The organism is Chitinophaga sp. SYP-B3965 (genome assembly GCF_009647655.1).
Classification (GTDB): Bacteria; Bacteroidota; Bacteroidia; order Chitinophagales; family Chitinophagaceae; genus Chitinophaga.
In genome coordinates, this window is sequence record NZ_WJFD01000001.1 from 256,370 (window position 1) to 278,316 (window position 21,947).

22 protein-coding genes and 1 tRNA gene are annotated in these 21,947 nt (G+C 45.0%); 6 read left to right on the forward strand and 17 right to left on the reverse strand.

The genetic code is table 11. The annotated features are described in order from the left end of the window. Window positions 1–6: 6 nt before the first annotated feature. Complete coding sequence (locus GFS24_RS00990) at window positions 7–993, reverse strand: bestrophin family protein (RefSeq protein ID WP_153657707.1); 987 nt, start codon at window positions 991–993, stop codon at window positions 7–9. 93 nt (window positions 994–1,086) lie between these two features. Here GFS24_RS00990 and GFS24_RS00995 point away from each other — a divergent pair, with 93 nt between their 5' ends. Next, window positions 1,087–1,317: a hypothetical protein gene (locus GFS24_RS00995; protein ID WP_153657708.1), complete on the forward strand. Its 231-nt coding sequence runs from the start codon at window positions 1,087–1,089 to the stop codon at window positions 1,315–1,317. Here the strand turns inward: GFS24_RS00995 and GFS24_RS01000 are convergent. Both GFS24_RS01000 and GFS24_RS01005 read right to left on the reverse strand, forming a co-directional pair. After that, window positions 1,265–1,966: a hypothetical protein gene (locus GFS24_RS01000; RefSeq protein WP_153657709.1), complete on the reverse strand. Its 702-nt coding sequence runs from the start codon at window positions 1,964–1,966 to the stop codon at window positions 1,265–1,267. The two genes, GFS24_RS00995 and GFS24_RS01000, sit on opposite strands and share 53 nt — an antisense overlap. Window positions 1,967–2,345: 379 nt before the next feature. Beyond that, a complete protein-coding gene (locus GFS24_RS01005) occupies window positions 2,346–3,158 on the reverse strand; it encodes a hypothetical protein (RefSeq protein ID WP_153657710.1) in 813 nt (270 codons plus the stop codon). Between the two features lie 234 nt (window positions 3,159–3,392). Here GFS24_RS01005 and GFS24_RS01010 point away from each other — a divergent pair, with 234 nt between their 5' ends. Then, complete coding sequence (locus tag GFS24_RS01010) at window positions 3,393–3,788, forward strand: DUF6855 family protein (protein WP_153657711.1); 396 nt, start codon at window positions 3,393–3,395, stop codon at window positions 3,786–3,788. Window positions 3,789–3,855: 67 nt separating this feature from the next. Here the strand turns inward: GFS24_RS01010 and GFS24_RS01015 are convergent, their stop codons facing one another. The 4 genes from GFS24_RS01015 to GFS24_RS01030 form a co-directional block, all read right to left on the reverse strand. Then, window positions 3,856–4,287, reverse strand: a complete 432-nt coding sequence (locus GFS24_RS01015; protein WP_153657712.1) for a hypothetical protein — start codon at window positions 4,285–4,287, stop codon at window positions 3,856–3,858. 32 nt (window positions 4,288–4,319) lie between these two features. Next, complete coding sequence (locus GFS24_RS01020; protein ID WP_153657713.1) at window positions 4,320–4,682, reverse strand: hypothetical protein; 363 nt, start codon at window positions 4,680–4,682, stop codon at window positions 4,320–4,322. Between the two features lie 241 nt (window positions 4,683–4,923). Continuing rightward, window positions 4,924–4,996, reverse strand: a tRNA-Gly gene (locus GFS24_RS01025). A 56-nt stretch (window positions 4,997–5,052) separates the two neighbouring features. Then, on the reverse strand, window positions 5,053–5,454 hold the full coding sequence (locus GFS24_RS01030; RefSeq protein ID WP_153657714.1) for a helix-turn-helix domain-containing protein: 402 nt from the start codon (window positions 5,452–5,454) through the stop codon (window positions 5,053–5,055). 94 nt (window positions 5,455–5,548) lie between these two features. Between GFS24_RS01030 and GFS24_RS01035 the strand changes: the two genes are divergently transcribed. Together GFS24_RS01035 and GFS24_RS01040 are read left to right on the forward strand one after the other, a co-directional pair. Next, the gene (locus GFS24_RS01035) at window positions 5,549–5,920 is read left to right on the forward strand and encodes a nuclear transport factor 2 family protein (protein WP_153657715.1); all 372 of its coding nucleotides are present in this window, start codon (window positions 5,549–5,551) and stop codon (window positions 5,918–5,920) included. Beyond that, window positions 5,920–6,231, forward strand: coding sequence for a TfoX/Sxy family protein (locus tag GFS24_RS01040; protein WP_153657716.1), 312 nt, complete (start codon window positions 5,920–5,922; stop codon window positions 6,229–6,231). Before GFS24_RS01035 ends, GFS24_RS01040 begins: the two co-directional genes overlap by 1 nt. 26 nt (window positions 6,232–6,257) lie before the next feature. Here GFS24_RS01040 and GFS24_RS01045 read toward each other — a convergent pair whose 3' ends face one another. The 3 genes from GFS24_RS01045 to GFS24_RS01055 are packed head-to-tail and all read right to left on the reverse strand — an operon-like array spanning window position 6,258 to window position 8,877. Further along, a complete protein-coding gene (locus GFS24_RS01045) occupies window positions 6,258–6,767 on the reverse strand; it encodes a hypothetical protein (protein WP_153657717.1) in 510 nt (169 codons plus the stop codon). A 15-nt stretch (window positions 6,768–6,782) separates the two neighbouring features. Next, entirely contained in the window at window positions 6,783–7,562 is a 780-nt protein-coding gene (locus GFS24_RS01050; RefSeq protein ID WP_153657718.1) for a (Fe-S)-binding protein, read from the reverse strand. A 25-nt stretch (window positions 7,563–7,587) separates the two neighbouring features. Further along, the gene (locus GFS24_RS01055; RefSeq protein ID WP_153657719.1) at window positions 7,588–8,877 is read right to left on the reverse strand and encodes a (Fe-S)-binding protein; all 1,290 of its coding nucleotides are present in this window, start codon (window positions 8,875–8,877) and stop codon (window positions 7,588–7,590) included. Between the two features lie 63 nt (window positions 8,878–8,940). On the opposite strand from GFS24_RS01055, the gene GFS24_RS01060 reads away from it, so the two are divergent. After that, entirely contained in the window at window positions 8,941–9,438 is a 498-nt protein-coding gene (locus tag GFS24_RS01060) for a phosphoribosyltransferase family protein (protein ID WP_153657720.1), read from the forward strand. On the opposite strand, the gene GFS24_RS01065 is transcribed toward GFS24_RS01060, so the two are convergent. The 3 genes from GFS24_RS01065 to GFS24_RS01075 are packed head-to-tail and all read right to left on the reverse strand — an operon-like array spanning window position 9,435 to window position 12,943. Beyond that, window positions 9,435–10,406, reverse strand: coding sequence for a DUF2279 domain-containing protein (locus GFS24_RS01065; RefSeq protein WP_153657721.1), 972 nt, complete (start codon window positions 10,404–10,406; stop codon window positions 9,435–9,437). The two genes, GFS24_RS01060 and GFS24_RS01065, sit on opposite strands and share 4 nt — an antisense overlap. Further along, window positions 10,403–12,127 (reverse strand): phospho-sugar mutase, encoded by a 1,725-nt coding sequence (locus tag GFS24_RS01070; protein ID WP_153657722.1) that lies wholly within the window; start codon window positions 12,125–12,127, stop codon window positions 10,403–10,405. The genes GFS24_RS01065 and GFS24_RS01070 overlap by 4 nt, the downstream gene beginning before the upstream one ends. Before the next feature lie 60 nt (window positions 12,128–12,187). Then, window positions 12,188–12,943, reverse strand: coding sequence for a HEAT repeat domain-containing protein (locus GFS24_RS01075; RefSeq protein WP_153657723.1), 756 nt, complete (start codon window positions 12,941–12,943; stop codon window positions 12,188–12,190). A 47-nt stretch (window positions 12,944–12,990) separates the two neighbouring features. On the opposite strand from GFS24_RS01075, the gene GFS24_RS01080 reads away from it, so the two are divergent. Beyond that, window positions 12,991–13,647: a protein-L-isoaspartate(D-aspartate) O-methyltransferase gene (locus GFS24_RS01080; protein ID WP_153657724.1), complete on the forward strand. Its 657-nt coding sequence runs from the start codon at window positions 12,991–12,993 to the stop codon at window positions 13,645–13,647. Between the two features lie 41 nt (window positions 13,648–13,688). Here GFS24_RS01080 and GFS24_RS01085 read toward each other — a convergent pair whose 3' ends face one another. The 4 genes from GFS24_RS01085 to GFS24_RS01100 form a co-directional block, all read right to left on the reverse strand. Then, window positions 13,689–15,056, reverse strand: coding sequence for a right-handed parallel beta-helix repeat-containing protein (locus GFS24_RS01085; RefSeq protein WP_253906373.1), 1,368 nt, complete (start codon window positions 15,054–15,056; stop codon window positions 13,689–13,691). Between the two features lie 358 nt (window positions 15,057–15,414). Continuing rightward, window positions 15,415–18,126 carry a family 78 glycoside hydrolase catalytic domain gene (locus tag GFS24_RS01090; protein WP_153657726.1) on the reverse strand — a complete coding sequence of 904 codons (2,712 nt, stop codon included), beginning with the start codon at window positions 18,124–18,126 and terminating at the stop codon, window positions 15,415–15,417. 1 nt (window position 18,127) lies between these two features. Further along, window positions 18,128–21,157 carry a glycosyl hydrolase gene (locus GFS24_RS01095; RefSeq protein ID WP_153657727.1) on the reverse strand — a complete coding sequence of 1,010 codons (3,030 nt, stop codon included), beginning with the start codon at window positions 21,155–21,157 and terminating at the stop codon, window positions 18,128–18,130. A 22-nt stretch (window positions 21,158–21,179) separates the two neighbouring features. After that, on the reverse strand, window positions 21,180–21,869 hold the full coding sequence (locus tag GFS24_RS01100) for a GDSL-type esterase/lipase family protein (protein WP_153657728.1): 690 nt from the start codon (window positions 21,867–21,869) through the stop codon (window positions 21,180–21,182). Window positions 21,870–21,947: the final 78 nt, after the last annotated feature.

The window sequence follows — 21,947 nt, forward strand, 5'->3', positions numbered from 1 at the left end:
GAGCTGTTACATTAGGATGTTATTGATAGCGGTGGTGGGTGAGGGGAGATCTGCTTCGTCCAGCATATCCCTCATGTCTATTTCTATGGTCCTGGAAATATTGGTGATGGGCACGTCGTTGGCGTTGCCTTCAAATGGATTAACGGAGCTTTCTCCTACTGCATCCAAGGCTACGAACACCCAGGAAAGTAACAATGCGAAAGGTACGTTCAGCCAGATGGAGTATCCTTCTATCAGGGTGCCGTCTCCTAACTTCTCAAATTCATTGAGCAGGCCAAAGGGTACGAGCAGTACAAAAAAATACAACAGGTAACTGGCAATGGAAGAGTAATTGCGGGGATAGGGGAAGTTCTTTATCCTTTCCGCTCTGCCCTGGCTATCATAGAAAGCAGTGATAGCGGTTTGTAGTTGCAGCAACTGGAATTCAGGCAGCCGTAAGTTATTGACATGCCTGGATTGCAATGCCATGATCTGTGTGGCTTTGTTCTTTTTAGCCAGGATGTAATGGAGTTCCTCTTGGGGCAGGTATTTTTTTAATTCATCTTCCATTGTAGTGAGCCTTTCGGGAAGGCTGTAGTGGGAGGAGTATTCTACGTTTTCCGGGTTGGTCATGTTCTCCCAGGGCCTGGGTTCCCTTAGCTGAAAACGAAGCGCTGTGAGCCAGGCAAAATGCCGGTAGAAGATGGCTTTGGTCTCAGCTTCGTCTTTCAGGAAATCTCTTATCATTACGGCGAAAGATCTGCTGTTATTAACGATGCTGCCGTAAATGGTCCTTGCTTCCCATGCCCGGGAATAACTGGTGTTGTTCTTGAAGCCGACTATGAAAGATACAGCTGTACCAAGCAATGCAACGGGTACCCAGGTGATGGATAGAAAAGTGAGGCCCAAATGGTATAGTACGGTGGGGATCAGCGCGAGGAAGAAGAGTTTGTAGATATGCCTCCTCGTCCAGTATACAAATTCCCGAAAAGTGTATTTTTTGCCAGCGTTCATTGTTAGGTTTTTGGGTATAGTAATAAATGTACAAATTATTTCTATGCTTGTTGTTCTACGGGTATCGGGGTATATTTAATGAAAGAGAAAACCATGTCAAAAGAGTTGCTCACCCAATTTTTCGTTTTTGCGAATTCCTTGTATCAGTCAGCTTCTCCCGGTGAGCGGATAGAAGATGTTGTAAATGTGCATTCGCTGGAATACCAGGGGGATTATGGATTGGAATATGAATTGAAGCCCGGGGTGGAAGAATCTCCGGAACTTGCTGAGATCATAAAGAATGCTGCGTTAGAGGCGGGGTTTCATCATGTGAAGAAGATGTAGCGACAAATAACTTTTTATTATAACAGTATATCATAAACCCTATCGCCACCAAAGTACCAAGTACGGAAGGCAGAAACTGGCTATATGGCTGATATTGCGGGAAAACAGTGCCGGTAAAGGCGGAGAGTATCCCGCTAAATGCGCTCATCATTTTAAGGATATGTTCGTACAGCCATAAGTTTCCATATCTGTGCTGAGGGATAAGATAGCGGATAAAGTCGTAGGTTATCACGAACAACAAATACCCAACAGTACTATAAATGATAACGGGCGACCAGATCATCCCGATCGACCTGAAATAATAAATGAAATAAAACACTGTGATCAGAGTAATAACCGCTACTGCGGCGTCCAGTATCTTAAATTGATTGGATTTTGTTTTTAATGCACGATAACCCGAAAATCCAACATAAGCACTCAGCATTGTAATGACGAGGAGGAATGTATTCCTGCCAAATACTAAAACACCGATCAGGCCGGTGATGATCACTATTGTAAGGAATACGAGAAAGAGCCGGCCACTTATTGTATGCCTTTTACCGCCTTTCCTTGTCAGAATAGCTGTTAAGCCTAACAGGAGGGCGACAGAACCAGCAACGATGTGGGTAATGATGTTTATTTGATGAAAAAGGGGGGATATTTCGTTCATGGGCAACATGTTATGCTGAAGATAAGGTATTTTCAAACGCGGAGATCGTAGCTATTATTAGACATAGTTAGGGCGTTACAATGAAAAACCAGGACTGATAAGGGGAAAGAGGGAGATCAATATGAGATCAGTGGAGTTGATACTAACGGGAGGTCTAGCGGATATGGAAGCGAGGAGGGATGATGGATTTAGGGTTGAAATGGGGCTGTTTTGTTAATGAATGGTTCAGAAAGTGATTTTTTAATATCGAAATCTGCACAAAAGTGCTGTGGTTTCATTTTCATCGTATAAAATTAAGGCAATTTTTCTTTGATAGATATAGATACCCTGGCGGAAGTTATCTCTTCGCGTTATTTCTTTTCACCCGCCTCATTTTATACTATTCCTTCCGGATGAAATAAACGTCACTTTGAAGTTGAAGAGATGGTTTGATTTCCGGTTGGTCATGGTATGCAATGCCTGTTGATACTGTAGGAAGGGAAGGAATGATATCAATGATATCTGCTGCAAAATATTTACGGTTCCCCAATACATACATTTTTCCATCCATTACATCGAATGCTCTTACCTGTAGCACAACGATCGTTTCTTCTTCACCTGCTTTAAAGGGAAGTATTAGTTCTGTTGCAACAGCAGGCTTGCTGAAATCTATCAGTGCTTTATCTGATGCTGCTTCCTGGTAAGCACCTTCCTTAAAGTTCACACCAACGGCGATCGCTTTAATTTCAATGTGTGTGGTATTGCGGGCATGGCGGATGTCGCCGGCACCAAGTGCGGGAATGGCAATGCGAAGGCTGTTGCCGTCTTGTACCACTTTTGGTGTGAATGGCAGCAAACGGCTCAGTTCCGTTTTTCCGTTGAAGCGCATGCCGGTTAGCATGGACAACTTGTTCCGCTGGAAACTTCTGCTGCCGCGTTGCTGGCTGCCTGAGTAGAGTATGCGAAGCATATCTGTGTTCAGGCGGTTGTGCATGCCATTATCGTGACGGATGTTGAGTTCCGTGCGTAGCCCTTGCCTGATCAGTTTTGCAGCCTTGCTGGCTGTGCCGAAATCAATTGCAGAGAGCTGGGTGGCTTTACTCCTGCGTACATGTTTGGGCATTGTTCGGAAATACTGCTTCCCATCCCGGTAATACCCGACGTACTCGCCGATCTTACCTGTCATTCTTAATAGTCCAGTGTTTTTAGACATAATGTAATTGTGTTTTTAAATGTGAAAAAATATTGTTCGTTCCAAATGCGCTGAAATTATGCCAATTGCTGTTTTGAAAAGTTGTGATTTCACAAGAATTGGAGGATTAACAATTGCAATCAGTTGCAATGATAAATTGAACGGTATTTTATTTGATGATTAACAAAAATGAAAGGACTTGACAGGCTAAGGGTAATCATTATATTTGTTCCAAAGACCTCAAAACCAGATAATATGGGAACAAAAGAAAATCCCTGGAAGCTGAAAACACCTCCGGGCACTTCTGAATACGAGATGTATAAAGATGTGAAAGATGGCAAAGAGATTCTTGTTTGCACAGTTGGGAAAACGGTGCTTCATTATGATTTCCGTTGCATTAATGATCTGCAGGTTATGCTGAAAGCACATAAAGACTGGATGGAATTAGGAAGCGCTGATGAGCAGAAGCCAGCTAAAGAAGGAACAGTGGAAGCGTGGGGACGTTCTGAAAAGAATCCTGTTGGTGGATGGTATGGTTTGAAGAAAGGTTTTCGTGGAAGATTTGGTATGTATATTCCGCCGCTGATGGAGGAGTTGGGTTTGGTGGAATTAGAGCATAACCCGAAGAATAATAGAATGAGGGCTTTGTAGGGGAGGATATTAGATGAATTATTGAGAAGCAGGCAAGTCGTTGCGATTGCCTGCTTCTCAGTTTTTATTATGAACTGGTAGTTTCAACGTTATCAGATAATGAAAGGGGCAAAAAGGTTAATCCCAGGGCTCCAATTACCATCACAATAAATCCAAAATTTAATGAAACTGCGGACTTGACAGATTCTCCTAATTCACGAAACAAACCCAGGTTATTGGTAGGTATCTTTTGAAAATTAGAATACGCATCCTGATAGTTCATAAAAAGCATTAACAGGATAATTGTTGCTACAAGTCCCGGTATAATAACAAGCTTCTGATATTTGGTAAGTGAAAAAATTGCAGCTATTCCTGCGCATAAAAGGACATATACTCCATCACCTTCTCCATTCATATAAAAATTTAATGATCCAAAAAAGGGAATATTGATTAAGGGCATAAATACTCCAATAGCCATAATAATAGCAAGAGTAATTAGTATAATTTGATTTTTGCTCATAGTATGTGAGATTTTATAAATACCTATTGATCCTAAAAATTATAAATTAACCCCGTTCCTGTAAACTTTGTTCTGGCCATAACCTGAGATCTTGCTATTTTCATCCCAGCATTTGACATTTGTACCCCACCTAAAATGGCAATTATACTTCCAGCCCCTGATAGTATATAAGCTGCAGTTTTATTGCTATTTGATTTGGCTTCTCCGAGAATAACTACACTTCCTGCAACACAAAGAACGCCAACTCCAATGCCTACTCCTCCATTGCCTAGACGAGCATATTGATTGATTGGTCGTTTGGGAGATTTAGTGCCCCAGCTGGAAGAACTTTTTTGAGTTTGACAGAATGTAAGGACTGGAAGAAAGCATAGAAGAAGTAGTAAACATTTTTTCATAATATGGATTTAAGGTTAAAACTATTGCTAAGACGAATTGGGAATGAGTTTGTGGACTTGAGGTTATTAAATTCTGTATTCTCATGGGATTGATTCAATCATATGAGAGAAAAAGAATCATGGTTGCAGAATACTAATAAGGGAGCGTATTTATTGGGATAACCTTTATACTTCAGGTATAAAATCAAAAAGCCTGATAGGAGAAAAATCATAGGGTGATGAAGATCACCACCCCATGTTGAGCGGGAAACCGGGCTCGAACCGGCCACCTACAGCTTGGGAAGCTGCCGCTCTACCAAATGAGCTATTCCCGCTAAAGTTTTGAATGTTGACAAATATACAAACTTGTATCCTGTATAGTTGTATTTTTTTACTGGTTCCTCAACTTCTCATAATACTCTTTTATCGCGCCGGCCTTATCCTTCTTTATCTTTTTCCCAAGCTCTCTTCTGGGGCAATTCGCATTATATTTCGCACCCCAATCCATGATCTCAATAATGATCGGCAACAGGTCAATTCCCTTCTCCGTAAGACTGTAGATGAACTTAGACTTATTAGTGGGAGAGACTTTTTTAGAAACGATCTGCTCCGCCTCCAGTACACTCAGCCTGTTAACAAGTATATTGGTGGCAATCTTCTCCTCAGACTGCAAAAATTCACTGTAGGACAATTTCCCCCGGAGCATAATATCCCTGATAATAAGCAACGACCATTTATCCCCGAAAACATCAAGAGAACAACTGATAGGGCAATCCGACCTCGTCTTTTCCATATAATTCATTTAAAAAGTACTTGCATTTTGAAATAACTTCTTATATTAGTGCTTGCAAAATGCAATAACAAATATAATACTTAAAACCAGAAAAATGGAAACCACAACAACGCAATTGCTCGAAACCTATTACAAGGGTTTTGCCCAAAAGGAAGGCTGGGAATCAGTTATTTCTGATGATTTTAAATATACCGGGGGTAATATCGCTACAACCCCAACAGTTGGTAAAGCCGCTTATATTGAAGTGATTAAAAGATTCTCCCGGGTGTTCCAGGCCATGCGTGTAAAACAAATGATCGTGGAAGGCAATAATGCCTGCGTTATCGGGAATTACGATTTTAAATTCCCCAATGGAGAAAGCGTTAATGGCGATGTAGCGGAGATCTGGACGGCTAAGAATGGAAAGCTTGATTCCCTGACCATTTTCTTTGACACGCTTACTTTTGATAAGAACACACCTAAATAATGGCGTACAGTGAAAAATTAGCAGAAAGGCTCCGGCAGGCACTGGCGGGGCTACCCAAAGTGGAAGAGAAAAAGATGTTCGGCGGCTTAGCCTTTATGGTGAATGGAAAAATGTGCCTGACGGCAGGTGCGGATAGGATCATGTGCCGTATTGATCCTGATATTCATGTAGAAGGTTGCCAGACTGTGATCATGGGAGGACGGAAGTACAAAGGCTATGTGCATGTAAACGAAGATGCACTGAAAACAAAAGCTGATCTTAACTACTGGGCGGCACTTGCGCTTGACTTCAATAAAAAAATAAAGTCCTGATGAACTCAGGACTTTATTAAAATATCTTACGCTGTCTTAGCTAATTTACTCATCAGCCAACTTTCTTTTAGTGGCACCAGCCAATGGTCCTCCAATTCCTGCTTCGTGAGCACGGTATTATTGAGATAAAGCGTATCGGTAGTAATAAACCCTTTCTCCAGTGCATACCCCACCTGGTTCAACGGCAGTAACTGCAGTTTATCCTTCACCAGGAAACCCAGCAGCAGACGGTCGAAAAGGTTCACGGAATATTGCTTTTCCATGCTTTTGATGATGCGTACGGAGCTATCGGTGCTGCAGCCGCTCACTTCTGAGGAGGTTTCATCGGCCATGAGCACTATCACCTGGTCAAATAACAGGCGGCCCCAGCCTTTTACGGGCACTCCATGGGAATTCCATTGTACTGCAAACTGGTGCAGCTGTTCTTCTATCTCTTCGGCCTCTCTTTCGGAAAACGGGCGGTTACTTTGATATATCCAAACCCTGGACGCAGGGGCGAAGTCGTTTGGTAAAATATGTTTGATATCGGTGTTCATAAGGCAAAGTTAAGATTATTGCATGTTTTGTACGATCATTTCCGCGATATCCATCACTTTTACTTCCTCTTCTTTTCCAGCTTCCTTGACCCCATCTGTTAACATAGTCATGCAAAAAGGGCAGTTGGAGGCGATCACGGATGCTCCCGTAGATACAGCCTCATGGCCTCTTTCAAAGTTGATCCGGGTACTTCCCTTTTCCTCTTCCTTGAACATTTGAGCCCCTCCGGCGCCGCAGCAAAGCCCCTTGCTTTTACACCTTTTCATTTCCACTAATTCTGCATCGAGGGTTTCTAAAACTTGTCTTGGTGCTTCGTAAATGCCATTTGCCCTCCCCAGGTAGCAGGAATCATGATAAGTGATCTTTTTACCTTTAAAGGTGCCGCCTTCTTTCATTTTGATGCGGCCACCGTCTATCAGCTGTTGCAGATAGGTGGCATGGTGGATCACTTCGTAAGTGCCGCCCAGCTGGGGGTATTCATTTTTGAAGGTGTTAAAGCAGTGGGGGCACGCGGTTACGATGGTCTTTACGGCATAGTTGTTCAGCACCTGGATATTGTTGTAAGCCATCATCTGGAAGAGGAATTCGTTCCCGGCCCGCCTGGCGGGGTCTCCGGTGCAGGCTTCTTCTTTACCCAGTATAGCAAACTGAATGCCTGTTTTTGTGAGGATCTCTGCAAATGCCCGGGTGATCTTTTGTGCCCGTTGGTCGAAGCTACCGGCGCATCCTACCCAAAAAAGCACTTCGGGCGTTTCTCCATTGGCAAAATATTCGGCCATTGTTTTTATCTGCATTTCTTTCTTTTTGCTCGGTGTATGATTATTGTTGTATCCAGGCGTCGCGGTCATCCGGACTGAACTTCCATGGCGCCATATTATTCTCGATATTGGAAAACATCATGTTCCATTCCTGCGGTGCGCTGGACTCCTCCATCACCAGGTGCCTGCGCATTTGCAGGATGATGTGCAGGGGATTGATGCTCACGGGGCATTCCTGAACACAGGCGTTGCAGGTGGTGCAGGCACGTAATTCTTCTTCTGTGATATAATCCCGGAGCAGGGTTTTACCTTCTGCCTGACCTCTGCCAACTTCTTCAGCCCTGTCCCGCGTTTTCATCATGATGAGGCGGGGGGAGAGGGCTTTGCCGGTTTGCGTAGCAGGGCAGGCTGCTGAGCAGCGGCCGCATTCTGTACAGGCGTAGGCATCCAGTAGATTCTTCCAGGTAAGGTCCTGGATATCTTTTGCCCCGAATTTGGGGACTGTTTCTGAAGGTGTGGTGGGTGCCAGTTCCGGTTGCATGGCGTAAAGTACTTCCTGCTGGATCTCCGGCATGTTCTCCATTTTCCCTTTCGGCCGCAGGTCTGCAAAGTAAGCATTCGGGAAGGCCAGGATGATATGGAGGTGTTTGGAGAAAGGCAGGTAGTTCAGGAAGGCCAGCACACCCAGGATGTGCAACCACCAGGCACCTCTTTCTATGGCTACCAGGGCACTATCGGATAAACCTGCCAGCAATGGTGCAAAGTTACCGGTGATCCAAAAATCAGAAGTTAAAACATAATGTTCAGCACCCCTGGCTTGTAGTGCCTGGTCCGCGGTGTTCATGGTGAGGAATAATACCATCAGCACAATTTCCGTGATCAGGATATAGTTGGCATCAGAGCGGGGCCAGCCATTGAGGTCCTTGCTGATGAAACGTTTTAGTTTGATGATGTTGCGCCGTACAAGGAAGATAGCGCAGGAGATAGCTACCAGTGCGGCCAGGATCTCAAAACAGCCGATCAGCACCCCATACAGGGAACCCAGAACGGGGGCGAATATACGATGTGTACCTGCCAGCCCGTCTATCACGATCTCCAGGATCTCAATATTAATGATCACGAAACCTGCATACACAAAGAAGTGCAGTACCGCCACCATGGGGTTGCGGAACATCTTTTTCTGCCCAAAGGCCAGTAAAAGAAGGTTTTTCCAGCGGGCTGCGGGCTGGTCATTCAGTGCTACATCTCTTCCCAGCAGGATGTTCCGCCGGATACCCAGCGCTCTGCGGGAAAACAGGTAAATGGCAAAGCCCAATGCTATGAAAAAGATGACCTGCGAAACAATTTGCATATCCTTGATTTAACCGGTTGTTGTCGCAATTTATGTATTTTTACGGCTGCACAAACCCACTATATGGAAAATAAGAACGTAATCCTGACGCAGGAAGTTATTGAAAAGAAAATAGAGCGGATCGCGTATGAGATATATGAGCATAATTACGACGAGCCTTCTTTGATCCTGGCAGGGATCTGGGACCGTGGTACTATCCTCACCAATAAGATTGCGGCACATCTGAAGGAGATTGCCAGCTTTAAGATCGAAGTAGTGGAGATCAAGCTGGATAAGCAACATCCGGCTGAAGTGACGCTTTCACATGAACTGGATTTTACAAATAAAGTGGTGATCCTGATCGATGATGTAGCCAATTCCGGCAAAACCATGTTATATGCATTGAAGCCTTTTCTGCAATTCTTCCCCAAGAAGATACAGACAGCTGTACTGGTAGATCGCCGTCATAAATCTTTTCCTTTATCAGTGGATTTTGTAGGGTATAGCCTGGCTACTACTTTGCAGGATATGGTGATGGTGGATGTGGAAGGAGAGTCTATCCATTCAGCCTACCTCGTTTAGAAATACAAAGCATGCGCCTTTAATTTTCCTGCGCCATTGATCTCCAATGCAGGTGCGGGTACTTTGATCATATTCAATACCTGGAATAATACCCTGATCCCTTTTCGTTTGGTGGGTATCTTCGTAAAGTCGATGTCCGGAGAAAGATAGAACTGCCTGGTACGGCGGATATGGGAGTAATCATACATGACGCCCTGTTCATCCGTCCAGTCGTTTGTTTTGGCATCATACATACCTTCTGCACCATAACCGATGGCAATGTTCAGCCATTTAGGGAAATCACTTTCTTTGGCAAAAGACCAGGGGTTTACAGAGAGCCAGTACGTTTGTGCGTTGTAATCTTTTAGCGTGCGTTCTGTAAAACGTTCGCCGAACTGGTTGATGGCGCGCGCTTTTAGTACGGGATCATTATACTCAGCAGGAAAGGAAGAGAATTTCAATTGAAAGCGCGGTTCATTCCATACCAGCTCCTGGCTGATCATTGCAGCGGAGCCCAGTGCATTGGCGCCCATGTCACTCCAGGAAAATCCCCAGTGTGTGGAGTGTGCATCCAATAATTCTATCACAGACTGATAAGCGAACCCGCTTAATCCTCCGATCCAGATCTGTTGCTTGCGGGGGAGGCCGCTCCACCGCCATATTTCGCGGCTGTACTTAGCCAACAGGTAAGTGGTATATACATGACCGAACTTATCCATCTGCAACCATTCCCCGGCATCATCGATGGTGTGGAAATCGCGTTGGGCATAATCCTTATACCAGTATTGGTTCAATACGAGTAAAGAGCTTCCGTATATGGCAGCACTGCCAATTCCCAGGGCCCAGACCCTGCCTTTGATAACAGTGTCCGGGTTCTGGAAAAAATTATGATGCTGTGATGAAGCAGTAAACGATGTGAAAAGTAAAATAAGGAACAGACCTAAACTGCGGCCAGCGGTTTTCACCAGGATAAAGTCATTACCCGTCATCCGAGTTTCATGTCGTGAATAATGTTGGTTACTTTGCTATCCAGGATCTGTTCTATTCTTTCCAGGTCTGCTACGCTTTCCAGGTTTTCATGCACGCTGAAATAGAACTTGATCTTGGGCTCTGTGCCAGAAGGGCGGGCGGAGATACGACTGCCGTCTGCCAGCAGGAATTGCAATACATTGGATTTAGGCAGATCAAGCACTGTTTTTTCTCCTGAGCTCAGGTTGGTTACATGCTGTAACTGATAATCGAAGAGTTTCACAACAGGAGAACCATTGATGATGGACGGTGGGTTGTTCCGGTAAGCCGTCATCATCTCTGCTATTTCTTCTGCACCTTTCATGCCTTTTTTAGTGATAGAGATGAGGGACTCTTTATAGAAACCATATCGTACATAAATATCGATCAGTTGTTCAAAGAGGCTTCTGCCTTCGTTCTTAGCATATGCTGCCATTTCGCAGATCATGGCTACGGAAGCGATGGCATCTTTATCACGCACATTATCCCCGATCATATAACCATAAGATTCTTCTCCGCCCACAATGAAGGTTTCTTTTCCTTCTTTCTGGCGGATGAGGTCTGCGATCCATTTGAAACCGGTGAGGGTATTGTAACACCTGATGTCGTTGCTGGCTGCAAATACATCGATGAGGTCTGAGGTAACGATGGTTTTGCAGATATAATCGGTGTTCTGTGTCAATCCTTTGCGTTTGCGGCCTTCCACGATGTAGTTGAAGAGCAGTACGGCAGTTTGGTTACCATTCAGCAGGATCCATTTACCGGTATGATCTTTAACGGCGATCCCTACACGATCTGAATCGGGATCAGTTCCCAGCAGGATGTCTGCATTCATGGCAGCGGCTTTTTTAAGGCCAATGCTCATGGCTTCTGCTTCCTCGGGATTAGGATATACTACTGTGGGGAAGTTACCATCCGGTTTGGATTGTTCTTCCACTACGTGAACGTTGGTGAACCCGAAACGTTGCAGTACTTCCGGCACGAGTGTGATACCGGTACCATGGATGGGTGTATACACGATCTTAAGATCATGTTGTGCTGCTACTACTTCAGGATATACGCTGAGGCCTTTCAGCATTTGCAGATAGGCTTCATCTATTTCTTTTCCGATAGGTGTAATGTTCTCAGACCAGCCAGTCCATTTCACATCACCAATGCTGCTGATCTTATCCACTTCCAGGATCACGTTTTTGTCGTGCGGCGGCACCAGTTGTGCGCCATCATCCCAATAAGCTTTATAGCCGTTGTATTCCCTTGGATTGTGGGAAGCGGTGAGTACTACACCCGCCTGGCATTTGAGATGGCGGATAGCGAAGGACAATTCAGGTGTGGGGCGAAGGGCTTCAAAGAGATATACCTTGATGCCGTTGGCTGCCATTACATTGGCGGTTACTTCTGCAAAGAAGCGGCTGTTATTGCGACTGTCATGTGCAATGGCCATTTTGATCTCTCCGGTAAAGGAGTTCTTCAGGTAGTTCGCAAAGCCCTGTGTGGCCATGCCCACGGTATATTTATTCATCCGGTTGGTGCCTACGCCCATAACGCCGCGGAGACCGCCAGTGCCGAATTCCAGGTTTCGATAAAATGCATCGGTTAATTCGTCCGGGTTTTCTTTTTGGAGTTTGAGGATGGTGGCTACTGTTTCTTCGTCGAAACCGCCGTTGAGCCATTGCTCTACTTTACTTAAAATGTTTGCGTCCATGATTCAATTTACTGTTTACAAGCCACTAATGATCAATTGCTGGTGTAAAATAATGAGAAATTAAATATCCTCGAAATGTTTAGCCATATAAGCAATGGCCTCGGCCTGTGTTTTAATGGCAAAATCCTTGTAACGTTCATGTACATCGGCTATTTCATCCAGTGCAGCCCTCACCAGTTCCTGGTTCTGCCAGGTCTTGAGGTCTGCTACCACGGTTTCCAGGCAGCCTTTTTTATAGGCTATCTGGCCCAGCACATGCACGAGGGTGTTCCTCACGCGGGCTGTTTTATCGAATTGCAGGGTTTTAAGCAGCGGCAGGATGTCCTGCGGATGCGTACGGCCTCTTAATTCAATGCCGTGGCATATTTCCCGGCGGATCTCTTTATCCGGGTGTTCCAGGTATCCTTTTGCCCAATCCAGCACCGGCACAGGGTTCTTTTCGCCCATCTTCTTTACAGACCCGATCACTGCATTGCGCACACTGTAGTGTGCATCTGTGAGGCCCTGATCCATATAGGCGCGGATAACGCTAAAATCATGCCGTCCAATTTCCCCGGCTGCATTAACAGCTGTTTGCCGCACTTTGGCTTCCCCGTTCTGCATCAGGGTTGTAATACCCTGAAGTACGGCAGCAGGGTGGGCGGGGTAAATTTTACCCAGGGCCTGGTAAGCGCTTTTGCGGATATAGGTATCCTCGTCTGCCGCATAGATGAGCAGGGGTTGTAATTGGCTGGTTAACACCGCCTTCTCTATGATGGCTTCCATTTGCCTGACCAGCGTTGCCCTTTCTTCTTTAGGCAGGTCGTAAAATGCCATATATCAAACTGTTTTGCAATGATCGAAAATCGTCTATTTTTGCGGCCATGAGGCGGTACGAAGATAATTATAAGCAAAAAGGATTACGCAAACAATTGGTAGACAGCATCAGGCAGAAAGGTATTACGGACGAAAACGTATTGGCAGCCATTAACAACATTCCACGGCATTACTTCCTGGATACGGCTTTTGAAGGAATTGCCTATGAAGACAGGGCTTTCCCGATCGGAGAGGGGCAAACCATTTCACAGCCTTATACCGTGGCGTATCAAACCCAGTTGTTAGATGTAAAACCATTTGAGAAGGTGCTGGAAATTGGCACCGGCAGCGCTTACCAGGCATGTGTACTGGGAGAGTTGAAAGTGAACCTGTACACTATTGAAAGACAGAAAAAACTGTTTGATCTTGTGAAAACATTCCCTTACAAATCAAAGTATCCTACTATCAAATTCTTTTATGGAGATGGATATGAAGGCTTACCCACTTATGCTCCTTTCGATAAGATATTGGTAACGGCGGCAGCGCCGGCCATTCCGGAGAAACTATTAAAACAATTAAAGACCGGTGGTAAGATGGTGATCCCCGTGGGCGCGCAGGACGTACAAAGGATGCTGCGCATCACTAAAACAGGAGCGGATGAATACCAGGAAGATGTGTTTGATGACTTCTCTTTTGTTCCCATGCTCACCGGTAAAAAAGGATAAACATAAAAAAGGGCTGTCGTTGAAGACAGCCCTTTTTTATTTTAGAAGTTCTTTACCCTGTACCCTGAATTCAATAAACCTGAATTCGGTAATGGCTGAAAATTATTATCTACACCTGCTGCTGTAGTAGTAGCAAATTTAGTATTTGAACTTTCTGTTACCTGCCCTCCATTTTCTGTATAAATGTAAGCACGGTCATCTATCACACCACCACCGGTGCGGGGTTGTATAAATGCATTGGAACTAACGAGCTGTTTTCCTTTCTGACCTAAGAGGCCGTTGATGCGCAAGGCCACACCAAAAGCACGTGCTACGGTGTTATTGGAGAAGTTGATCACGGCATCATCTGTTCCGCGGAAGGTCACACCATCATTCGCCGTGTTATCCCGGAAAAGATTATTGGTGAAAATATGTGTAGCACTATTTTCTCCTGATCCAAAGAACTGGCAGAGATCGCCCCATCCATCATGCACCTGGTTGTCGTGCACATTAGAGTTGGTCACTCTTCCGCCGATCAGCAATCCGCCGCTGTGGGATGGATTGTGTTGCAGGCCCCAGTTGGTCACATCGTTATTATATACTTCCAGTCTATCGATGGCGGCTGTTTGTATACCATCCGCACCAATATCTTTCACCTTGTTATTATAGATCTTCACATTGCGCCATTTGATAGGCTGCACCAGGTCTCCACCCACTGTTTGGCCGGGGGCCAGTTCGTAAACGGATTGATTGGTGGCCAGGTTCCAGTAAGTGGCGGTATGACCAATATACATGGCTTCATTGTTAGTGCCGGAAATAGATACATCATGAATGGAGAGGTTCTCCATGTAGCTATTCGGATAATAGGTGCTGGCATCTCCTCTTACAGGATCTGTTTTCGCCCATATACCGGTACCGCCATTTGTGATGGTGAGGAAGCCAATTTCAAAGTTGTCTGAATGTTCACTTAAGGAAAGATCAAAGTAGGCATTACGATTAGGTTTCGTAGAACCGTTGATGATAAAGTCTGAGGCTGATGTGCCGCCTACTTTTACATAACGGGAGTTCACGAAGCTAAGGGCGGTGGACCAGGATCCTCCGTCCCATACGGTATTGCCTATTTTCACCACAGTGCCTGGCTCATTGCGCACAACGATAGGTTTGGCTGCGCTTCCGCTCAGGTTGTAAAAGATAACTGCGTAGAAAGTTCCTTTTAAATTGAGGATGTCTCCGGGCTGATATTGACCACTCTTATTATCTATTACCAATCTTCCGTCTTTGTCCGGCACCAGTGTATACTGTTTCGCATTGGGGTCTACTGGTGGTGCTGGTTCTTCAGGTACGCCTGTTTCATCTCTAACCTCTTCGATAGAACTTGTCTTGCTGCAATTGGTGAACGTCAGTGTAAGTGTAAGTGCTAAAAGCAACATACTCGGTAAGTTAATTCTTCTCATGGTTTTTCAATAGTTATGCGTCAAAAAATAAAGATATAGGTTAATGCTTCTAATACATTCGGATATGATCTATGAAATCGATTAGATGCAAATAACAAAAAAAAATCGGATCGACATGGCAAGAGAACGGACGTTAACAACGAAATATTATGCTCTGATTTCCCCCTGTTTCAGTTAGGTAACTTAGCTGTCAAAGGGATGACATTGGTTTTGGAGATATTTTATATAATAGCTATTATATTTTATTGATCTACATACAAATAGATGAATGACTTTATATGAATAAAATCATTCATCTGTAACAAATTTATATATGTAAGTTTTTTTGTTAATGTTACCGCACGGATATATTATTTTTTCCGGGGCCTGTTTCGTAGATAAGTATGTTGTTTTCCTTCTTTATGAACCGTAAAGTATTGTCTGCCACTACTTTCCCTTTTCCTATAGCGGGCAAATGGATGGTAGCAGTTGTATTGGGCGGGATCTGTACCTGCAGGTTGAAAGTGCTGTCATTTTTATGCCATTCGCTTTTTATAAGGCCATAAGGTGAATGATAACTTGCTTTCGCGAAGGTGATATCACCTACAGGTTGAGGGCGGATAAGAATTTTTTTAAATGCAATGCTTCCGGGTTCCTGACCTATGCCTGCGAGGCCACTATAAAACCATTCCATGAGGTGCCCCAGCATCAGGTGATTGTTGGAAACAAAACGGTAGGCCTGCCATGATTCCGTGAGTGCAGTGGCGCCATTGGCTAATTGAAATCCATAACCCGGCACATCTTTGCGGTTGTTCATTGTATAGATAAGGTCTGATCTGCCGGCATTATTTAATAAACGCAGCAGGTAACCGAATCCTATTTCACCGGTAGTTAAACTGTTATCTCTTTTTACGATATCATCTATGATATGCTGTAATACTTTTTCTTTTTGTGCAGATGGTACGAGGTCCATATAAAGTGCCATCGTGTTGGATGTTTGGCTGCCGGTAGCATATTGGCCGGTGGCTTTATCCAGGTATACATCATTGAAATATTTTTTAATACTGGCGCTGAGCTGTTCGTATTTCAGCACATCCTGTTGTTTGCCTAATACTTTCGCGGTGGCTATCATTACCTGCACATCGTGATAATATGTGGCAAATGCGGTGAGTGCAATAGGGGTGTTCTGTGATTCGCCCACACCTTTTGGTCCTATGTCAAACCAATCGCCCAGCCCGCGTTTCAGGGAATCTTTTTCTGCATTTTTACCGAGGAATTCAATGTAACGCGCCATCATGCTGTAGCTCTCTTCCAATACGCGTTTGTCCCCATACCAGCGATACATATCCCATGGTACCAATACAGAAGCGCTGCCCCATTCTGCGGAATTACGAAACCCACCACCGAATTCCACGTATTCCGGTGCAATGTCCGGCACGAGGGCATCAGCTGTTTGCGCGTCGCGCATATCATTGGTGATCTTATCTAACAATGCAGGCACCTGGTAATTATACCGGATGGAATTTCCCATCAGGTGTACTTCTTCCAGCCAGCCCAGTTTTTCGCGGTGCGGACAATCTGTGAGTACGCTGGCAAGGTTACTGCGGATAGCCCAGTCTATCAGGTGATAAATATTATTGAACAGTTCGCTGGAACAGCTGAAGTCTCCGGCAGACGCTGCTGCATGGTGCGTATGCAAACCATCCACTGCCAGCATCACCGGCAGCTGTGAAGGATTGTTTTCATTGGCAGGAACAGCACCTTCTATTTGCAGGTAACGATATCCGTAATAGGTGAATTGCGGTTGCCATGTTTCTGCTTCTGTTCCTTTGATGATATAAGTATAATACATGGGGCCGCCGGAAGCCTGCTGGGTCACCTTTCCACTGTCGTCCAGTAACTCGCCGGGGATGATCTTTATCACGTCCCCACTTTTTCCTTTTACTTTAATGCGTGGAATGCCGGATGCATTTTGTGCTACATCATAGATCCAAACATTCGCTGCAGGATGGGTGATCTTTTTGGTGGGCAGAATGTCTGTTACTTTCAGCGGGTCCATTATTTGCCCGGTCAGTTGTGGCGAGCCGCTTACCGGTACCGCTGCTTTCCAGCCCTGATCATTGAATCCCGGCTTGTTCCATCCGGGTTGCTCCAATCTTGCATCATAACTTTCACCACCATAGATGCTGGAATAAGTGATAGGGCCTGGTGCTGTTTTCCAATCCGTATCACTTACAATATTTTGTGTAGTGCCATCTTCAAATTGCAACAGCATCCTGCAGATCATTTTCGGATAACCGTAAGAGCCTGTGAGTTTACGATATCTTTCTCTTGGTATATGATAAAAACCATTGCCCAGCATTACGCCCAACGCGTTCTTTCCCTGTTTGATCTTTGGGGTGAGATCGAAGGTGATGTATAATGCCTGTTTGCTGTATTGCGTCCAACCCGGATCCAGGAAATGATCACCTACTTTTTCTCCGTTCAGGCTCATGTCAAAGTGCCCCAGCCCGGAGATGAACATGGTAGCCCGTTTGAGAGGTTTGGAAATAGAAAACTCTTTGCGGAGTAAGGGCAATATACTTTTTCCGGGACCCCATTCTTTTTTCCCGCTGCCATGTGCTGCGGGTATAATGAGAGAAGTATCAGGCATTTTATCATAGCCTATCCAGCGTGCCTGCTGCCAGTCTGCCTGCTGCAAAAGTCCCATTTGCCAGAAGGCGGTATTACTCCAGCCGGTTTCTTTTCCTTTTGCATCCCAGGTCTTTACTTTCCAGTAGTATGTTTTTGCGGGGTCTAATTTTTTACCCTTGAAGGCGATCTGTATGGATGCTGCGCTCTGTACTTTACCTGAATTCCAGATGTTCCCTTCTGCTACAGCGGGATCGTCTGAAACGATCACCTGGTAAGCTTGCTGGCTTGCTGCAGAAAGTTCCCAGGATAAACGGGGGGCAGGGGTGTTGATGCCTAAGGGATCCTTGCGGTATTCACATTGCAGATTCGTGGCTTGCCCAAATAAATGGCAGGCCTGGAATAAACCCAGGACTGCCAGTAAATATTTAACCATACTATTTGTATTGCATGATCCTGAAATCTTCTATCAGGCCATAATCTAAAATATCGTAATCCTTGCCGGAAGGATATGCTTTGATGTTTCGCCAATGCCAGGGGCTTGCTATCCCCGGTTGAGGTTTGTTGTGATGCGGGCCCAGCAGGTTTTTGAAGCTGCCGGTAACGATCACCTCTACCTGGTTTGCACCTTTCTTTACATACTTCGTGATGTCCAGGGAATTGGGATCACTAAATATAATACCTGCTTTTATACCATTCACTTTTACTTCTGCCACGGTGCCTTTCCAATTGCCCAGCGCTACTTCATATTGCCCGCCAATAGCAGATACGGACAATTCCTTTTTATAACTGATGCTTTCACCGTATAGAGGAAGCCCTTGTTCTTTCCAGCTGCCCAATTGCAAAGGCTGCGGTGGTACGATCTTAAATCCTTTTTCTGCTGAAGCCAGGTTGAAATCTCCGAGGATATAAACCGGTTCTATCTCTGCGTAAATGCTCATGGGGCTGATCGCTAATGTGAGTGCGTTTTCTCCTGCTTTTAGCAATGTGCCGATATTCAATACACCGAATGACCTGTCCAGCCACCATTTCCCTTTTACAGGTTGTACGGCTTTACCATTTATGAGGATCTTGGTCCAGAGTGCCGGATGTTCTATAACGGCCGTGAATTTATCAAAGGCTACATTTTCTGCTATCGTAAAACGATAAGTAGCGGTATAACCTGTGTTAGCAGAGAAAGTATCTTTTACTACCAGCCTGTCTTTAAACTGCACTTCATGATTCCATGGATTGCCGCTGGTATAGTTGTATTTTTTGAAGAGTATATCCGTTGCGTTGGTCACATGATTTTCTTTCAGCAGTGTATCTCCAAAAGCTACATCTGCGAAATCGATCATGAGTGTATTGGCTTGTGGGCGTATCACTTTCGCTGTGCTGGTGGTAACTGCGGTCGCCGTTCCGGGAATACGATATGCAGGGAAACCAGTCTGTTGTTTATCTGCAATGAATAAGAGCATGCTGCCTGCTGCAGGAATGTTGAAATCGCTGGTAGGATAGTCGTACACTTTGCCGGTGAATGCGTCCATCAGCAACACATCTTTTCCTGTTAACTTCAATTGCCCAACAGCAGCACTTTCCATGCTGGCGTTAACGAGGAATATTAACTGGCCATCTGCGAAAGTTCTGCGGTGATGGAAGAGGTTACCACCCGAGGAGCTAATATATGTAGGGAAGATCTTTGTATCGAGCGCTCCCAAAACATGTGACTGAAATGGCGCTAATGCAGTATTCGCTGCACCATCCAGTGTTTGCAGTTTGTCGTATAACAATACTTTACCGCCTTTATCTGCGTAAGCTTTCAATAATTTAAAAGTAGTCCCGTCTATATTTTCCATACCGGGAGGGATCACTACAGTGCTGTAAGCCCTGTGGCCTACTACAAATTTCCCGTTCTCTACCTTCCCGTGATTTTTGATGATATACTCTGATCCCAGGTCGTATTCCACTTGTGCTTTTTCAAGCGTGGTTACAAAGGTTTGGAAAGCCTGGCCTATCTCTCCGAGGTGAGGATGGTTCTTGCCATGTATGGCAAATGACCAGGCAGTAGTAGTAGGCTCTATCACGAGTATCTCATTCTGTTGCTGCCCTTGTGATAAGGCAAAAGATAAACGTGTGTAATAATTATTCAGCGTTGCATAATGTTTCCACCAGGGATTATGGTAGGAGAAGGACTGCGGATAATCGCCTTTTCTTGCACCGGAAATGGTCATGAAGGAAAGGTGTTGATTGAGGAAGTTCACACCCAGCACATATTCCCAGTCGCCCAGGCGTTTGAGGTCTTTGTAGGTGAGGTCCCATCCGCCACCGCCGTAGGTTTCGCTCAGGGTCCTTTTCTTATTCAACTGGTTGGCCACACTCGCTAATTCCTTTACGGAGCGCACATTTCCAAACTGTGCACCGGGGCTGGTTTCATTGAACTGGTTGAACAGCATGTCAATACCGGGCTGCTGATGCCATGCATACATGGCCATGTTATCAGGACCATGTTCCGGATTAGGCCAGCCATGTTCCCAGTAGTGGCCTGTCCATGGCATGTTGTGTTGCTCCATGTAATCGTGCATGGGTTTGGACCAGCGTTCAATGAAAAGGTCCAGCAGCGTTTGGTAGAAATTGTGCCGTACTTTTTTCCAGTCGCCTACTTCTTCAAATAAAGAGGGGAGGTTAGGTTGTAAAGCATATCCCCATTTCTGCTGAAAGGTGCTGAACAGGTCCGGTGTCCAGCGGATGGTGTTGGGATATTCTGCCTGTATGCCGGGCTCGTCTGAGAAAAGTCCTTTCACGGTTTTGCCGAATTCATTACCGGCTACTTTTTCATATCCTTTCATGGTCACTTCCAGGAACTTTTCTGTTACGCCTTTCACCATGAGGTCTACATAAGTAAAGCCGCCATACCAGCCGGATTTGCTGTAGTATCTTTTATGGAACAGGTAGAACTTTCCCACTTTGCCTTTCAGTTCCTGCATCTGTGCCGTTACATCTTTAAGTGCGCCGTTCACTTCCTGCACGCAAACAAACAGGTACTTCGTATCAGTGGGGAAAGTATCTGTTTTGGTGATCTGCAGCATCTGCCCCTGGTTGTAGGATTCGGGCATCTGGTCTGGTACGTGCCCGCCTGCGAAACCGGAGGGGTAGGAGTTTTCGTCATAGATCCAGACGTTTAGCCCAAGGGCTTTGCCTTTTTCTACAGTATATCGGAAAAGTTCGAACCATTCATTGGAGAGGTAAGAAGTGATCAGTCCCGGGCGGGGATGTACCATCACACCACCGAATGCTTTGTCTTTAAAGTCCTGCAGCATCAGGTCTATCTCCTGCTTTGTTACTTTCGTGTTCCATACCCATAACGGAGCGCTGCCATAGTCCCTGCCAGGTGCAGTGAATTGCTTTTGCAGTTGTGTAAATGTTTGTGCTTTTCCCTGCATGATCATCAACATACAGAGGCAGTAGAACGTAGACGCGAGCTTTCGCATAATCGGGTATTTTTAAAAAGCGTTATTTAAACCATCGGACGATCTCATTGGCGATCAGCGTATGGCCTTCTTTATTAGGATGGTTGCCTTGCGACATGTAATCTTTAACAGGCTGCACTGCCTTGAATTGGCCGTAGCTATCCACAAATCCCACTTTGAAAGCATCTGCCATTTCTTTGATCTGCTTTGTGAATTTTGCTAAGGGCACATTGGGATCCAGAATATTTTCAGAGAGATCTGCGGAAGGAGAGAGCAGGATCACTTTGATGTTTTTGGCCAGTGCAGCGCGGATCATTTTCTCCCAGGCTGTTTTAGCTGCTTCCAGCCCCGGGCCCCGGTCGTTCAGCGCATAATCGATGAAGAGTACATCCGGCTGATGGATGAGCACGTCTTTCTCAAAACGTTTTTCTCCGTTTATACTGTTCTCTCCGCCAATAGCTGTTACGATCACATTTATCACAGCATGGGGATAAATGTCCTTTAATGCTTTTAACACCTGCTGGGGATAGGCATCCAGGGTGTTCACCTGTGGCGTTTTAAAATAACCGGAAGGAACGGAGTGGCCATGGAATACCAGGTTGATAGTTCTGTTCTTCGGCCATTCTTTTACCAGTTCTGATTTAATACCTTTGAGATATTCTTCTCTGTTTACCTGTGCTGAAACCAGCCCTGATAAGAACAGGAGGCAGCATATAAGATGTATCTTTTTCATAGAGAACAAGATAATGTTTAAAGCTATACTTAACACACCAATCTCTTTTATATAAACTACCAGATTTTTTGTACTTTT

What these genes read in the sequence shown, in the direction of transcription:
- GFS24_RS01045 (WP_153657717.1), bottom strand. Translation starts at nt 6,767, where the DNA reads ATGAACACCGATATCAAACATATTTTACCAAACGACTTCGCCCCTGCG.
- GFS24_RS01065 (WP_153657721.1), bottom strand. Translation starts at nt 10,406, where the DNA reads ATGACGGGTAATGACTTTATCCTGGTGAAAACCGCTGGCCGCAGTTTA.
- GFS24_RS01050 (WP_153657718.1), bottom strand. Translation starts at nt 7,562, where the DNA reads ATGCAGATAAAAACAATGGCCGAATATTTTGCCAATGGAGAAACGCCC.
- GFS24_RS01030 (WP_153657714.1), bottom strand. Translation starts at nt 5,454, where the DNA reads ATGGAAAAGACGAGGTCGGATTGCCCTATCAGTTGTTCTCTTGATGTT.
- GFS24_RS01015 (WP_153657712.1), bottom strand. Translation starts at nt 4,287, where the DNA reads ATGAGCAAAAATCAAATTATACTAATTACTCTTGCTATTATTATGGCT.
- GFS24_RS01100 (WP_153657728.1), bottom strand. Translation starts at nt 21,869, where the DNA reads ATGAAAAAGATACATCTTATATGCTGCCTCCTGTTCTTATCAGGGCTG.
- GFS24_RS01075 (WP_153657723.1), bottom strand. Translation starts at nt 12,943, where the DNA reads ATGGCATTTTACGACCTGCCTAAAGAAGAAAGGGCAACGCTGGTCAGG.
- GFS24_RS00995 (WP_153657708.1), top strand. Translation starts at nt 1,087, where the DNA reads ATGTCAAAAGAGTTGCTCACCCAATTTTTCGTTTTTGCGAATTCCTTG.
- GFS24_RS01080 (WP_153657724.1), top strand. Translation starts at nt 12,991, where the DNA reads ATGAGGCGGTACGAAGATAATTATAAGCAAAAAGGATTACGCAAACAA.
- GFS24_RS01060 (WP_153657720.1), top strand. Translation starts at nt 8,941, where the DNA reads ATGGAAAATAAGAACGTAATCCTGACGCAGGAAGTTATTGAAAAGAAA.
- GFS24_RS01005 (WP_153657710.1), bottom strand. Translation starts at nt 3,158, where the DNA reads ATGTCTAAAAACACTGGACTATTAAGAATGACAGGTAAGATCGGCGAG.
- GFS24_RS01040 (WP_153657716.1), top strand. Translation starts at nt 5,920, where the DNA reads ATGGCGTACAGTGAAAAATTAGCAGAAAGGCTCCGGCAGGCACTGGCG.
- GFS24_RS01095 (WP_153657727.1), bottom strand. Translation starts at nt 21,157, where the DNA reads ATGCGAAAGCTCGCGTCTACGTTCTACTGCCTCTGTATGTTGATGATC.
- GFS24_RS01035 (WP_153657715.1), top strand. Translation starts at nt 5,549, where the DNA reads ATGGAAACCACAACAACGCAATTGCTCGAAACCTATTACAAGGGTTTT.
- GFS24_RS01090 (WP_153657726.1), bottom strand. Translation starts at nt 18,126, where the DNA reads ATGGTTAAATATTTACTGGCAGTCCTGGGTTTATTCCAGGCCTGCCAT.
- GFS24_RS01020 (WP_153657713.1), bottom strand. Translation starts at nt 4,682, where the DNA reads ATGAAAAAATGTTTACTACTTCTTCTATGCTTTCTTCCAGTCCTTACA.
- GFS24_RS01070 (WP_153657722.1), bottom strand. Translation starts at nt 12,127, where the DNA reads ATGGACGCAAACATTTTAAGTAAAGTAGAGCAATGGCTCAACGGCGGT.
- GFS24_RS00990 (WP_153657707.1), bottom strand. Translation starts at nt 993, where the DNA reads ATGAACGCTGGCAAAAAATACACTTTTCGGGAATTTGTATACTGGACG.
- GFS24_RS01000 (WP_153657709.1), bottom strand. Translation starts at nt 1,966, where the DNA reads ATGAACGAAATATCCCCCCTTTTTCATCAAATAAACATCATTACCCAC.
- GFS24_RS01010 (WP_153657711.1), top strand. Translation starts at nt 3,393, where the DNA reads ATGGGAACAAAAGAAAATCCCTGGAAGCTGAAAACACCTCCGGGCACT.
- GFS24_RS01055 (WP_153657719.1), bottom strand. Translation starts at nt 8,877, where the DNA reads ATGCAAATTGTTTCGCAGGTCATCTTTTTCATAGCATTGGGCTTTGCC.
- GFS24_RS01085 (WP_253906373.1), bottom strand. Translation starts at nt 15,056, where the DNA reads ATGTTGCTTTTAGCACTTACACTTACACTGACGTTCACCAATTGCAGC.